Annotated in this window: 12 protein-coding genes; all 12 read left to right on the top strand. The window is 45.5% G+C overall.

What is annotated here, in order from left to right:
* The first annotated feature begins 60 nt into the window (after positions 1–60).
* The 12 genes from J2W55_RS05865 to J2W55_RS05920 all read left to right on the top strand — a co-directional run bounded on the left by J2W55_RS05865 (position 61) and on the right by J2W55_RS05920 (position 14,140).
* A complete protein-coding gene (locus J2W55_RS05865) occupies positions 61–1,557 on the top strand; it encodes a DUF255 domain-containing protein (protein ID WP_310093021.1) in 1,497 nt (498 codons plus the stop codon).
* Between the two features lie 12 nt (positions 1,558–1,569).
* Positions 1,570–4,233, top strand: a complete 2,664-nt coding sequence (locus J2W55_RS05870; protein WP_310093024.1) for an alpha/beta hydrolase family protein — start codon at positions 1,570–1,572, stop codon at positions 4,231–4,233.
* A 3-nt stretch (positions 4,234–4,236) separates the two neighbouring features.
* Positions 4,237–5,085: an alpha/beta hydrolase gene (locus J2W55_RS05875; protein WP_310093026.1), complete on the top strand. Its 849-nt coding sequence runs from the start codon at positions 4,237–4,239 to the stop codon at positions 5,083–5,085.
* Complete coding sequence (locus J2W55_RS05880) at positions 5,082–7,283, top strand: family 78 glycoside hydrolase catalytic domain (RefSeq protein WP_310093028.1); 2,202 nt, start codon at positions 5,082–5,084, stop codon at positions 7,281–7,283. Before J2W55_RS05875 ends, J2W55_RS05880 begins: the two co-directional genes overlap by 4 nt.
* Before the next feature lie 7 nt (positions 7,284–7,290).
* Positions 7,291–7,788 (top strand): hypothetical protein, encoded by a 498-nt coding sequence (locus J2W55_RS05885; RefSeq protein WP_310093030.1) that lies wholly within the window; start codon positions 7,291–7,293, stop codon positions 7,786–7,788.
* Between the two features lie 10 nt (positions 7,789–7,798).
* The gene (locus J2W55_RS05890) at positions 7,799–8,260 is read left to right on the top strand and encodes an ankyrin repeat domain-containing protein (protein WP_310093033.1); all 462 of its coding nucleotides are present in this window, start codon (positions 7,799–7,801) and stop codon (positions 8,258–8,260) included.
* A gap of 2 nt (positions 8,261–8,262) precedes the next feature.
* Positions 8,263–9,393 (top strand): metallophosphoesterase, encoded by a 1,131-nt coding sequence (locus J2W55_RS05895; RefSeq protein ID WP_310093035.1) that lies wholly within the window; start codon positions 8,263–8,265, stop codon positions 9,391–9,393.
* Between the two features lie 30 nt (positions 9,394–9,423).
* Positions 9,424–10,458 carry a PLP-dependent cysteine synthase family protein gene (locus J2W55_RS05900; RefSeq protein WP_310093038.1) on the top strand — a complete coding sequence of 345 codons (1,035 nt, stop codon included), beginning with the start codon at positions 9,424–9,426 and terminating at the stop codon, positions 10,456–10,458.
* A gap of 2 nt (positions 10,459–10,460) precedes the next feature.
* The gene (locus J2W55_RS05905) at positions 10,461–10,943 is read left to right on the top strand and encodes an Lrp/AsnC family transcriptional regulator (RefSeq protein ID WP_310093040.1); all 483 of its coding nucleotides are present in this window, start codon (positions 10,461–10,463) and stop codon (positions 10,941–10,943) included.
* A gap of 478 nt (positions 10,944–11,421) precedes the next feature.
* Positions 11,422–12,345: a helix-turn-helix transcriptional regulator gene (locus J2W55_RS05910; RefSeq protein WP_310093043.1), complete on the top strand. Its 924-nt coding sequence runs from the start codon at positions 11,422–11,424 to the stop codon at positions 12,343–12,345.
* 232 nt (positions 12,346–12,577) lie between these two features.
* On the top strand, positions 12,578–13,465 hold the full coding sequence (locus J2W55_RS05915) for an RteC domain-containing protein (RefSeq protein WP_310093045.1): 888 nt from the start codon (positions 12,578–12,580) through the stop codon (positions 13,463–13,465).
* 141 nt (positions 13,466–13,606) lie between these two features.
* The gene (locus J2W55_RS05920; RefSeq protein ID WP_310093047.1) at positions 13,607–14,140 is read left to right on the top strand and encodes a hypothetical protein; all 534 of its coding nucleotides are present in this window, start codon (positions 13,607–13,609) and stop codon (positions 14,138–14,140) included.
* Positions 14,141–14,157: the final 17 nt, after the last annotated feature.

Raw genomic sequence — 14,157 nt, forward strand, 5'->3', positions numbered from 1 at the left:
TTGCAGCCTACGCAAAAATTGTGTCGGCTGCATATTCTGTACACTTTATTATCCAAATCCATGAAAAAGATCATTGTATTTCTAATATTATGCCTGTCTACTACTTTACTTAGGGCGCAAGATCAAGGCATCAGATTTCAAACCGGCCTTTCCTGGGCGCAGATCCGGGCAAAAGCTAAAGCCCAGAACAAGTATATTTTTGTCGATTGTTACGCCACTTGGTGCGGTCCATGCAAGTGGATGGCTGCCAACATCTATCCGCAAAAAGGAGTCGGTAATTATTTCAACAGCCATTTTATCAATGTGGCCGTCCAGATGGACAAAACCGCGAAAGACGCTAACGACATCAAAAGGTTTTATGCAGATGCCGAAATGCTTTCGAAAAACTATGAAGTAGGGGAATATCCGACTTACTTGTTTTTTTCCCCCGAGGGCAAAATCGTTCATCGATTTGCGGAAACCACGCCAAACGGTGAGGACTTTATCAATAAAGCTAAAGATGCTTTTGACCCGGAAAAGCAATTTTATACCCTGGTGAAACGCTGCGAGGAACATAAAACAGATTCGGCTTATTTAAAGGCAGCTTTGAAAACGGCTACAGATGCCGACAACCAGGAATCAACAGAAGTAATTGCCGGCTATTATTTCAAAACCCTGAAAAATTTGTTTGTGAAGAGTAATATCCAGGATATAAGCGGAACACTTGGCTTTTTAGGCCCGGATCATTTTCAATTCGGCTATACCTTTTTTCTCGATAACGCTGCAAAGGTCGATGCGATCATTACCAATCAACAAAAGTATTACGCAGAGAGCCAAATCGCGCGGATAATTTTTGACAAAGAGCAGGGACCATTGTTCAATGATCCCAAAGCAACTATTTACTGGTCCAAAGTTGAAAAAGATGTCCTATCAGCCCATCCGGACATTGCACTTGGTTTAACGCACTGGGAAAAGAATTGGTTTAACCAGTATCAGATTAGTTATATTAAGACAGATCTCTATAAGGTTGACCCCAATGCGAAAGGAATATTTGAAGAAAAGCTGGATGCATATTATAAAAAATTCCCGGATACCCATGAAAATGTAAAGAAAGTTGTATTTGAAGGCCGGTATAAATTATTTGCCAAAAATCAGCAATGGCAAGCAGCGAACCAGGCTGCTTACGCTTATTTGCATGAATGTGGTAAGGATTTATCTTCCGGGCAAATCAATTCTGTGTGCTGGGATATTATTTTCCCCCATTCCAGTGATCCCCAAATATTAGCGGAAGCCGCTATTTACATGAAGACTGCCGTTGGCCAGTCTCCCGAAGATGAATCTTTGTGGGACACCTATGCAAACGTGCTATATAAAGCAGGACATGTTTCCGCATCCATCGAGACCGAAAAAAAAGCGATCAGTCTTGCCGATGCAAATTCGCTTAATCAGGGGTCGATCAATGATTCTGGAATGAAAAGGCTCCATTTGAAAAATAAAAAGGAATTCGAGGAGACCTTGGCGAAAATGCAAAATAATACGCCTACCTGGCCCACGGCAGACGTAGCCACTAACCATTAATAAAATAGTTCTATGATAAGAAAGCTAATTTTCACAGCCCTCATTTGCTGGGCCGCTGGTGATAGCTATGCCCAAAAGAAGGCCCTTGATTTTTCGGTACAGGACGGCTGGCCGGCATTGGAATCGAAACGGATCAGCAATGATGGCAAATATATGATGTATACTATCACGACAATCAAATCAGGTACCGATATGGTTGTGCAGGCCACTGGAACAAAATGGAGCCGAAAGATAACCAACCTCAAAAATGCAGAATTCACGCAGGACAGCAAACGGCTGACCTTTGAACGGCCAGACAGCCTGGGTATTCTTGATCTGCAAAAAGACAGTCTTTATTATATCACTGGCGTAAACGATTCAAAAATGCCTAAGAACGGCAGCGGTCGTTGGCTGGCTTACCACGTCAAACAACGTTCAAAGGAGCTGGTGTTACATGATTTTTTTAACAGTAAAGATCAACATTATGCGGATGTTAGCAATTTCCTGTTTTCAGATGACGGAAAGATACTGGTCATACAGACAGATGCAGGGGCCGATAAGGGTCAAACTAAAGAACTTACCTGGCTTGAATTATCAACCGGCAGAAGGACGATTATTGCGCGGAACTGTGAGGTATCACAGATGACCTTTGACCATGCCGGCAAGCAGTTTATATTCTATGCTGAAGAGAAGCAGGGTGGCCGTTCTACAGTAACGTTGCGCTATTTTAAACCAGGGATGAATGCGGGGGAAGCGCTTGTTGACAAATCCAAAGAGGGCATGAACGGAATGGACTTGACGGGCGTTCTGAGATTTAGTAGCAGGGACAGCCGGATTTATTTTAATGTCCAAAATAGTGACCTTCCAATAGAGTCCAATGAAGTAAATACTGTGCGTATTCAAAGCTCTTTAGATAATGGCTTAGATCCTTTAAGCAATAATGGGCCATTTCTTTCAACAATTGCCGCTGCCGGCGGCAAAGTTGTCATTTTACAAAAAGCTGGATTTTCGGGTTATTTCGATCCGCTCGACCTGGGAGAAAACCATATCCTTCTGATGCAATTTTTAAGAGATACGCTCGGCGCTGATAGCGGAAGGCAATCTAATCCAATCGCCATGCGAAATATGGTTTTGATATCCTGCCTTGACGGCTCCTCTAAAACGATCACAAAAAAATCCTACGAGACCGCACATTTCTCTCCTGGCGAGAGATATATGTATTGGTTTGATGGCAAAACAAAAAATTGGCGAATCTATTCTGTAGCTGAGCGCATGATTAAAAGCAGCTCTGATAAAGCAGGCGTGCCCATGGAGCCGCTCAGGGATTACCCGCAGGATGATACCAGGTATGTAAAATATTCTTCCTTGGGGATCATCGGGTGGCTGGAGAAGGATCGCGGTATGCTGGTGCAAGATCAATATTCAGATCTTTGGCTAATAGACCCGCAAGGGGTTAAATCACCTTTAAATCTAACAAAAGGGTATTGCAAAACCAATCATATACAATTGCAGTACCTGAATTTCAAAGCTGATCTTTCAGTTCCTTTATTGACGAACGATACACTTTTATTTTCGGCGCTGGATCTAAGCACAAAACAAAATGGATTTTTTAAGGTGCCCTTGAGCAGAAGCGGAAACCCATTGAAGCTGATCATGGAGCCCCGAATGTTTTATCACTTAACTCCGGTTGCATTATCAAGCGGTGGTATAGCGGCAGGGGCTACCCGGATACTTAAGGCTGAAAATTCAAATGTTTACACAGTTTCGCGCATGAGCGCAACGGAATATCCAAATCTTTATATCACTACTAATTTTAAAGATTTTAATCAACTAACCAACCTCGCTCCACAAAAAAAATATAACTGGTTTACGACGGAACTGCATTACTGGACCTTGCCGGACGGAAAGGAAACACAAGGCATTTTGTATAAGCCGGAGAACTTTGACGCAAATAAAAAATACCCGGTAATCTTTTTTTACTATGAGAAAGATTCAGGGTGTTTGAATTGTTTTATGAATCCTTCACTGAGCTATGGGACGATCAATATACCCTGGTATGTCAGCAATGGTTACCTGGTTTTTATACCGGATATTTATTATCACCTGGGCCATCCCGGACAAAGTGCTTGTGATGCAGTAGTGTCCGCCGCAAAATACCTGTCTAAAATGACGTTTGTCGATGCTGCACACATGGGTTTGCAGGGGCATAGCTTTGCCGGCTTTGAAACTAATTATATCGTATCGCGAACAAACTTGTTTGCTGCTGCGGCGCCGTCAGAAGGTATGTCTAACCTGATCAGCGATTATAGCGCAGTTGGTTATGCACCGCTATATTATGAAGCGGGCCAGGGCCGGATCGGATACAGTCCATGGGAACGATTCGACCTGTACCTGGAAAACGCACCGGTAATTAGGGCAGATAAAATTAATACGCCCATGCTGATCCTCCAAAACGAGGATGATCAGCAGGTAACCAATCAAAGCGGGCAAGCTTTGTTCACCGGGCTGGTCAGAAACGGCAAACGGGCCTGGATGCTATCTTATAATAAAGAAGGGCATTCCATCAGGGACGAGAAAAACCAGTTGGATTATACCACCCGCCAAACCCAGTTCTTCGATCATTTCCTCAAAGGAAAACCCGCTCCGGACTGGATGACTGCCAAACCAGATTACTCCATTTTAGACGACAAGAACTAAGTAATGAGAGGGTTGATGATCTGTGCTTTATGGTTGATTGTCTTGGGTTCAGCAAGCGCCCAAGAGAGAATTCCGCTTTACAGGGGTACTGTTTTTCCCTTTATCCAAAAAGATACCGTTATGCCTACCCTGACGGTGTTTCGGCCTGACGGAAAGGGCAATGGTATCGGCATTATCGTTTGTCCCGGTGGCGGCTATTATAAAAAAACGAACGATAAAGAGGGTGAATTTCCTTGTAAAGCATTAGCAGAGGCCGGTTTTACTGCTTTCCTGCTTGATTACCGTTTGCCTAATGGACTTGACAGCATCCCTTTTGCAGACGCGCAATCGACGATACGCTATTTGCGGGAAAATGCAGCGGCTTACGATATCCGCAAGGATAAAATAGGCATCCTAGGTTTTTCCGCAGGCGGGCATCTGGCTTCCACAATCATTACTCATTTTAACGAGCATTTTGATAACAGTAATTCCGCTGTAAACCTGCGTCCCGACTTTGCAGTTTTGGTTTACCCCGTCATCAGCATGACCGATGAGCTGACGCATTATCTAACACGGGAAAAGCTGCTTGGCAGTTCACCGACTGAACAGGAAAAAAAATGGTTTTCCGCTGAATTGCAGGTGACTGTGCAAACCCCGCCGGTATTCCTTGTTGCAGCGATGGATGATCCCGTGGTCGATGTAAATAATACGCTCTGCTTTCTTGCCGCTTTAAGGCAGCACCGGGTGCCAACGGATTTGTTTCTGTATGCCCGGGGCGGTCATGCATTCGGGATCAACAACAGGACAGCACAGGTACAGTGGACAGAACCCTGTATCGAATGGATCAATCATCTTAAAACGCCAAATAAATGAAATTCTTTATAACTGTTTGTTTTACTTTCTTTTTCTATTCACTCGTTTACGCGCAAGTCCTGCCTTTTTCCAAGGCGTCATGGATTACGGCAGTAGAAAAGGATCACCCGGATGGCAACCGCCCTTGCCCGGTGTTCCGTAAACTGTTCCAATTGTCCAAACCCTTTAAAAGCGCAAGCTTGCAAATTACCGCGCACGGTCTTTACGAAGCTAAGATCAACGGCAAAAGGGTGGACGACGGCTATTTCACCCCCGGCTATACCGCTTACCGTAAACGTTTCCAATACCAGGTCTATGATGTTGGTGCCCTGCTTAACCAGCAGAACGAGATCCGGATCACCATAGGCGACGGCTGGTGGCGCGGCACATTCGGGAACGGCGGGAAAGCAAATAACTACGGCGACGACGCCTCGTTGCTATTAAACCTGTCAATTGTTTACACCGATGGAAGTAAAGAAACCATCAGCTCTGATAGCAACTGGCAGGCCGGAACAGGTCCCATACAATATTCCGACCTGTATAACGGGGAAACATACGATGCGCGCATCGCTGAGAGTAACTGGCAGCCGGTTAAAATAAACAGCTTTGATAAGGCGAACTTAGTACTGACGACTACGCCGCCTGTTCGCAAGCATGAAGAATTTAAACCGGTGGCCCTGATCGGGGATAGCATCATCGACTTCGGGCAAAACATTGCGGGCTGGGTTAAATTCAGCGTCAAAGGAAAAGTAGGCGACACCATTAAGATCCGGCACGCCGAAACCCTGGACAAGGATGGACACTTTTTTACCGGGAACCTGCGTACCGCCAAAGCGACCGACACCTATATCGTCGCTGGAAACGGTACAGAAACCTTTGAACCTCATTTTACCTATCATGGCTTCCGTTATATCCAGGTAACCGGCTGCAAGATCAATAAAACGGATTTTACTGCCATTGCTCTGTATACCGACCTGAAAAGCACTGGCAGCTTCAGTTGTTCCAACCCTAAACTGAACCAGCTGCAAAGCAATATCGAATGGAGTATGAAAAGCAATTTCTTCGATATTCCTACGGATTGCCCGCAACGGAGCGAACGGCTGGGCTGGGCGGAAGATGCCAGCGTGTTCTGCGGCACGGCCAGCTACCTAATGGACGTCAAGGCTTTCTATGCCAAATGGCTAATGGACCTGGCGGCGGAACAGAATGAAGACGGCTGCGTACCGGCAACTGCACCCATCGCCTGGGGCGATAATAAGGATGGCTTTGCCGGCTGGGGCGATGCCGCGACCTTTGTGCCCTGGGCACTCTACCAGCATTACGGCGACCGTACAATCCTCCAAAAGCAATACGCCAGCATGGTGGCCTGGGTGGACTATATCAGCGATGCGAGCAGCGATGGCTTATGGAAGGCGGATGGTTTCGGGGACTGGTATGCGGCAGGTCCGGCTACTGACCTGCCTTACCTGGACCAATGCTACTGGTACCAAAGTACGAAGATCTTACAGCAAACTGCGGTATTGCTGGGCAAAACGAAGGATGCGGCCTATTACGGCCAAATGCTTAAAAAGATCAAAGCTGCGTTCGATCAGCACTATCTAAACCATATCCCGAATACGCAAACCGCCTATGTGATCGGCCTGCAATTCGGCTTACTACCGGAGGAAAAGGCCAAAAACCTTGTAGCACTGATCAAAGCCAATCATAACCATTTGGCTACCGGCTTTATGGGAACGCCCTATATCATGCACGTGCTCAGTAAATATGGCTATAATGACTTGGCTTATACACTGCTTAACCAGCAGGATTGCCCGTCATGGCTGTATATGGTGAATAAGGGCGCTACCACGATGTGGGAGAAATGGGATGCCATTAAACCTAATGGTGAAATGCAGGAAATGTCGCTGAACCACTACGCTTTTGGGGCCATCGGTAACTGGATATATGAAAACATTGCCGGTATCCAGGCGGCAGCGCCCGGCTATCAAGTCATCCGCATCACGCCCCAACCAGGCGGCGGGCTGACCTGGGCAAAAGGCAGCTATCTTTCCAAATATGGCCTCATTAAATCCGAATGGCAAATAAAAAACAAAACGATCACGTATGCCATCAGCATACCCAAGGGAACAACTGCGATCATCCAGTTACCCGGTAAAGCCGTCAAAACGGTCAACCCCGGCCATTATTCCTATACGCTTACTTATAAACCCATTAACTAAAATATCAATGAAAAATTCAAAAAAGACCCTCAGTATTGTTGCTACCCTGTTGCTGTTTAGCCTCACGACGCTGGCGCAAACCACCAATTTCTCCGGCAAATGGACCCGGAACGATGAAAAGACCATTCCCGGCGCAAGCTCCTCTATGAACTCTGTTCCCGTTTCGGTGGAGATCACCCAGACTAACGGTATGATCAGCCTCAAGCGGACTTCTAAACATGCCGACGGGCAGGTATTCACCTATAGCGAAGACCTGAAATTTGACGGCAGCATGGCCGCCTCCCAACCCATTCCCAATATGCATAAACAGGGAAGAATAGCCTGGTCGGCAGACAAAACAGCTTTTGTAGAAACAGCCGATTATATCGATGACCAGGGCAAGCATATTCAAAAAGCGGTTGAAAACTGGGCCTTATCCGATGGTGGTAAAACACTCACCATTGATCTGACGTTGACCACCGGTGATGGCGAATACAAGCTGCATGAAGTATTTGACAAAAATTAAGCTGCCAAACATGAAAAAGATAGTCTTACTCTTCGTTTTATTTATTGTAGGCAGCCAGCTTTATGCCCAAACAGCTTTACCTGCTAACATCGAAATAGCGCTAAAAGCCGATGACGCCGTTACGATAGACAAACTGGTTACCAAAGACAATATCAATGCCTGCTACGGCAATTACAGTATATTATCAGACGCCATCCGTTTAAAAGCTGGGAAATGCTTCAGCCTGCTGCTAACCAAAGGCGCGGATGTCAACAAAAGCTGCAATGGTTATATCCCACCGCTGATGCACGCCATCAAATACGGCAACCTGGAAATGGTGAAGGCGCTGATCGCCAAAGGCGCGGATAAAAACTATACCTATAATGGTGAACTTAAGCTGACCAACGGCCCGGAAAAAGGCGATACACCGCTGATCTACGCCGATAAATACGGTCAGGACGAAATTGCCGATTATCTCAATTCTTTAAAATAAACATGCGTCAACGCTGCTACCTCTTAGGCTTGCTGTTATTGGTGAATTGCGCGAAAGCGCAGCAGACCACCCCCGTTCCTGTTGACGGCCCCTATGTCAGCTACCAGGAAGGACGCATCTACGTCACCACGATCAATAAAGATGACGACCTGCTGTTTCCGGTTAAAGATTTTTATCCGGCTACTCAAAAAAATATAGTGCTGAATGTAGTGCCGGAAGGACATGCAGATTGGGCGTTTAAGGTCAAACTGAAACCCCTTATTGAAAACGAAGCGTCAATTTATCCGGAAAGTAGTAAAACCTTGTTTCTCTCTGATATCGAAGGCGAGTTTGGAAATTTCCGCAAAATGCTGTTAGCCGCAAAAGTCATGGATGAACAATACAACTGGACTTATGGGACTAATGCGCTGGTTATTGCCGGGGATCTGTTTGACCGCGGAAAAGACGTGGTACCCGAACTCTGGCTGCTCTATAAATTAGAGGATGAAGCCAAAGCTATGGGTGGCAAAGTCCACGTTATCCTGGGAAATCATGATATTATGAACCTGTCCGGCGATCACCGTTATACGGATGCTAAGTATTTCAAGAATGCGTGGCTGATGAAAACAGAGTGCAAGGAACTATTCGGTAAAGATACCGAGTTGGGCCGCTGGCTGCGCTCGAAAAATGTGGTGGAAAAAATAGGCGATGTGCTGGTCATGCACGGCGGTCTGTCACCTGCCGTATTGGCTCAGCAACTAAACATCAGCCAGCTGAATGCCACCTGCCGGTCTTTTTACGATGCGCCGCGCAAGCTGGTGCCCGATAGTATGCAAATCTTTTTTGGCAAGGATGCATTATTCTGGTACCGGGGATACTTTATGGCGCCAAAAAGCAATGCGGTACAGATCGACAGCACCCTGGCTTTTTACAAATGCAAGAACATATTAGTAGGCCATACGATCGTCAGGTGGAACATCGCCAGTTATTACGGCGGCAAGGTGATCGGGATCGATGTGGATTACCACCGGGGCCAACCAGCGGCAGCGTTACAGCAAAACAACAGGTGGTACATCCTGAACAGCCGGGGCAGAGCCAAAGACCTGAAGTATAAAGCCGGGAACGATGCTATTAAAGAAAGTGATATTTTATAAATCTAATAATTGATGAATATGGCCTACTCAATGATCAAAAAAACACCCGAGCGGTTCATCAATGACAAAATTCAGGGACTGTGGCAAATGGTAGGCAATACCGCTATGATCGCAGTGTGGTACCGCTATAAGAATAATGCGGAGCAAAGGATACTGGTCAAAGTGGAGCATTCCAATCTGACGGGCAGTATTAAAGACCGGATGGCACTTTACATACTGCAAAAAGCGTATGGGCAAGGTAAAATTAAACCTGGCTATACCATCGTGGAGGCGACTTCCGGTAATACAGGGATTTCCTTTGCAGCGATTGGCAAAGCCCTGGGTCACAAAGTGAAGATCTTCATGCCGGATTGGATGAGCCGGGAAAGAATAGAGATGATCAGAAGTTATGGTGCGGAGATCAGGCTGGTAAGCAAGGAAGAAGGCGGGTTTAAAGGCAGCATCCAAATGGCAGAGATGCTGCAACATGATGAACGCGTGTTTTTGCCAAGACAATTTGCGAACCAATATAATGTGGAAGCACATAAAGAAACAACAGGCCGCGAGATCGGGCATCAATTGTTATTAATGAATACAAAACCAAACGCTTTTATAGCAGGCGTAGGTACAGGCGGCACCGTGATGGGCGTAGGTAAATTTCTGAGTGCCTTATATCCCGAAATTCAGATACACCCGTTGGAACCTGCCGAAAGCCCGACTTTGACAACCGGTCATAAGGTGGGTAACCACCGTATCCAGGGAATCAGCGATGAATTTATACCACCGATTGTTGACCTCAAATCCTTGAACAAAGTGGTGCAGGTGAACGATGGCGACGCGATCCTGATGGCGCAAAGATTGGGTAAAGAACTCGGCCTGGCTGTTGGTATTTCTTCCGGTGCTAATTTTTTAGGCGCCGTCAAGATTCAGCAGGAATTAGGCTTAAAGTCGGTCGTTGTTACGGTATTCCCTGACCGGAACGGGAAGTATTTAAGCACGGATCTATTTAAAGCGGAGCCGGTACGGGACGGATATATTACTCCACAGGTCAAACTACTGAACTACCAGGTATTAAATAAAGTATAGGTATGGTGAAGAAACTTGATGAAACAGATTTAGCTATACTGGATATCTTGCAAGCTAACGGGCGAATAAAATTGCAGGCCGTAGCAGATCAGGTAGGATTAACGACCTCGCCGGTTCACGACCGAATGGTACGGATGGAACGCGATGGTTATATCCGGCGTTATGGTGCGGTGATCAATAAAAAAATGCTGGGACTGGATTACCGGGTCATCCTCAGTGTAACGCTGCTTGGTGCCGAACACGCCGATTCATTTGAACTGCAAGTCACCAATTTTCATGAAGTGGAATTAGCCTATCAACTTAAAGATCACAGGTTTTTATTGTTTGTTACCGTTAAGGACGAGTGGGCCTATGCGCAGTTCATCATTCAAAAATTGCGAAATACCGGGCTTGTCTCGGATTTTCAAACCCATATATTAAAAAAGGAATTTAAATCCTTTGCTACACTTACTCCACGTTCTTTAGTTTTTTCATTTCAGTTATGAGAAAAAATAGTTAATAGATAATACAAAGAGCGCTCATCGATGGAGCGATGGCGCTTTTTTAAATATAATATAATGAGAGATACCACATAAATTACCAAATATGCCCTTGACAGGGCTATTATATATCGATCTACAGCGTGTACAACGCTTCCCGAACGAGAGCATAAAACCGGAAATTTTAAACGATCACCAAGACGGGAGACATGACCACGCCTGCGAAATCGCGGGCTGTACTTGTTTCTGGCATGGGTGATTTCCGGTTACCCAGCTCTCGTCCAGTTTCGGGGAAACCCGCGCATTTCCAGGTGTGATCCTGCCCGGTCGCCGTCGCCCTGAATGCGCAAACCATAAATTTCCTGATCTGCCCCAAATCACCAAATTCTTGCGCAAGGCTCCGCTGCGTAATGGGCGGAAGATGCTATTTATCTAAAACTTGCCTGACCTTATCTGATGATAAACCTTTTAAATCTATCTGTCTATGAGCACATTATTCGGTACCCAAATACACTGGCTGACGCTGGCGTTTATTTGTTTGGAAACGATCTTCTTTTTTATTCAGGTCAATGACCTGCTGCGTTACCCAATGCGGAAAAAACAATGGTGGGACTTGTTGTTGCTGGGCCTGCTGATCAAGTTTAACGTGGCGAATGGTTTGCTGCCCGATGCTTCCTTGCGTTTGAATATCAAGGTGCAGTATATGGTTGCCTATGGTACGGCTTATTTGATGGGTTCTTATTTCCCTTTTTATTTTTATAAAGTGTACAGGTTGCCTCAATTGAAGTGGTATGCGACTTGGGGGGTGTTGTTTTTCGTGTTCCTGCCTTATTTGGTGTTTGACGTGGTTTTGTATGCTTTGAACGGAGACTTGATACCCGACCGGGAATGGGGTGTGCTGGTTCCTGCTATTTATGGGTTGGTGGTGCTGGTGATGATGTTCCGTTCGATATGGGACAAGTATAAGTCAAGTGGCAATCGCTGCCGGTTTTGGTGCGAGGTATCGGTCTGGCTGGCGATACTTCCCTGGGAAGTCATGTCAGTATTTGCCTTTTTTCCAGTGGTGCAATGGATACGCATTGGCCTGGCGAATTTGGGGTGGGTGGTGATCTGTCTGGTCAAATTAATCAATGCGATCCGCCAGGTACGTATAGCGCATGGCCAATTGACGGAGTTTAAACAGAACGGGGTATTGCTTTCCGCATTTGAAGCCAATTGTATGAAATATAAATTGACGGTCAGCGAGGTGGAGATCGTCCAACTGTTGAAACAAGGGTTTACTTATAAACAGATCGCGGATAAACGTTTTGTTTCGGACAAAACGATCGATAAGCATATCCAAAATATCTATGTAAAATGCTCGGTCAGCAATAAAATGGAGCTGATAGCCAAGCTTTGGAGCGCTTGATTTTTTCGAAAATTACGCTTATTGATGCATAAAGGGGGATTTCCCCCAGATCTTTTTATGATAGTTCCTTATTCCCAGGAATTGTTCAGCCGGATAGTTTTGCCTTAATCGTTGGTTAATTTATTTAAATCAAACATTAGGCTTATGGACAAAATGTTACGCATCTCCTGCTGAGTGAAAGTAGTCGCCGGTTAACAGGCTGGGCAGGGTTTACTTTAACCAATTAACATCTATGATCCAGGAAATCAGTTCCCGGTTGTTGAAACAGTTGGAAGGAGATTTGGAGCAGACCTGTTTCCAGATCAAGGACCCGTTTCAACGATGGACAACCGCTTTGAAATTAATTCGTGATGCGATCAAAAAACTAAAGACACACGTTAATGAACATCCGTTTAAAGACAAAACGGAGGAAATACCCATCTTCAAGTATATTAAACCCTCGTTTTACCAATGGAACATCTACTACACCGAGTTGTACGAGATTGAAACTAACCTACCCAAAGATGATGCGGAGAAACAAATTGCCGCTTTAGAGTTGGAGCTGCATTATATCAATCGTTTTTTCCGGCAATATGCTTTTCTTCATCAGTATTACAAACTGAACGCTGACGACTTGGACAATATCTATTTCATTCGCGGCGCGGAACCGCAAAACATCTTGCTGCCAAACATCCCTGACCTCGACCCGGAGTTTTCTACCAGTTGCGATTACCTGTTTTCCAAATTCAAGGCTTTTGAGAACTTGCAGGAATGGATAGTTGAAAAACTATTGTCACTTCGCAAAAACCCGCAGGCTCCCTACCAGCCGGGAACGGAAGCCGGTAAGCTGCAATGGACGGATGATACCATCAATCTGGCTGAAATAGGCATCGGTATTTTCCATACAGTACAGGTCAATAACGGTTCGGCCAGTATCGCGGATATTTTTCGTGGGCTGGAGGAAACCTTTCATGTCAACCTTGGGGTTCCGTCGAAACGCATATCCGAATTGCGCCGCCGCAAACGCCTGGGCCGCACCCAATATCTGGATGAAATGAAGGACAGGATCAACCAAAAGTTTGATAAGGAGAACGAATACGACGCGGACAAGGGAAATAAACGAAAGATCAGGGAAGAATAATAAACCGTAAAGTGTTGCTTTTCAATGATTTTTGATTTATTTCCGGGGTATCCCTGGTTGCCTTCAGAAAGATTTTGGCAAGGTTGAAAATTTGCTTTTGAAATCCCGGTACAATGGAGTACCGGGACAAAAGCAAAAAAGATGATCTTACAACATTACACCTGGCACACATTTTTAGTGGCCGCCCTGATCTTAACCATTGTCTGGTACGCAGTGGCTATCCCAACCTTTTTCCGGAAAGAAATCAAAGATTTTTTGAGCGGCAACCGCAAACGGGTAACCCCCGAACCTTTGACCCATGAATGGGACGAAGAGTTTGAAGACGAGCCGTTTGCGGATGATGATGAAAAGATGATGGGCAAATCTGCTTTACCGGAGGGTATGTCAAGATTAAGTATGGCACAGTTTGGTTTTGCGCCGCGAATGATCAGAGATGAGGATAAAGACACCCAATTAGGTTTAGTGTCTGATGTACTGGAGGAACTGAAAAGCATCTTTCACATTCTGGAAACAGAGCAGGGCGGCAAGGCTGATTTTATTTCCCTGTTCGGTTTGGTTAGCGCAAAGTATCCGAAGATCAGGAATACGCCTAACCAACAGGCGCTTAGCGGCTACATCCGGGAAAACTTGCCTTTCGACATTTCGGATGAGGAACTCGACAAGTTGTGGAAATAATTAGTAATCATAAAAAT

Source organism: Mucilaginibacter pocheonensis, from assembly GCF_031456535.1.
Taxonomy (GTDB): domain Bacteria; phylum Bacteroidota; class Bacteroidia; order Sphingobacteriales; family Sphingobacteriaceae; genus Mucilaginibacter; species Mucilaginibacter pocheonensis.

Excerpts from the sequence above, each read along its gene's own strand:
- J2W55_RS05920 (WP_310093047.1), top strand. The coding sequence starts at position 13,607 with ATGATCTTACAACATTACACCTGGCACACATTTTTAGTGGCCGCCCTG.
- J2W55_RS05865 (WP_310093021.1), top strand. The coding sequence starts at position 61 with ATGAAAAAGATCATTGTATTTCTAATATTATGCCTGTCTACTACTTTA.
- J2W55_RS05875 (WP_310093026.1), top strand. The coding sequence starts at position 4,237 with ATGAGAGGGTTGATGATCTGTGCTTTATGGTTGATTGTCTTGGGTTCA.
- J2W55_RS05890 (WP_310093033.1), top strand. The coding sequence starts at position 7,799 with ATGAAAAAGATAGTCTTACTCTTCGTTTTATTTATTGTAGGCAGCCAG.
- J2W55_RS05910 (WP_310093043.1), top strand. The coding sequence starts at position 11,422 with ATGAGCACATTATTCGGTACCCAAATACACTGGCTGACGCTGGCGTTT.
- J2W55_RS05900 (WP_310093038.1), top strand. The coding sequence starts at position 9,424 with ATGATCAAAAAAACACCCGAGCGGTTCATCAATGACAAAATTCAGGGA.
- J2W55_RS05885 (WP_310093030.1), top strand. The coding sequence starts at position 7,291 with ATGAAAAATTCAAAAAAGACCCTCAGTATTGTTGCTACCCTGTTGCTG.
- J2W55_RS05870 (WP_310093024.1), top strand. The coding sequence starts at position 1,570 with ATGATAAGAAAGCTAATTTTCACAGCCCTCATTTGCTGGGCCGCTGGT.
- J2W55_RS05880 (WP_310093028.1), top strand. The coding sequence starts at position 5,082 with ATGAAATTCTTTATAACTGTTTGTTTTACTTTCTTTTTCTATTCACTC.
- J2W55_RS05915 (WP_310093045.1), top strand. The coding sequence starts at position 12,578 with ATGATCCAGGAAATCAGTTCCCGGTTGTTGAAACAGTTGGAAGGAGAT.
- J2W55_RS05905 (WP_310093040.1), top strand. The coding sequence starts at position 10,461 with ATGGTGAAGAAACTTGATGAAACAGATTTAGCTATACTGGATATCTTG.
- J2W55_RS05895 (WP_310093035.1), top strand. The coding sequence starts at position 8,263 with ATGCGTCAACGCTGCTACCTCTTAGGCTTGCTGTTATTGGTGAATTGC.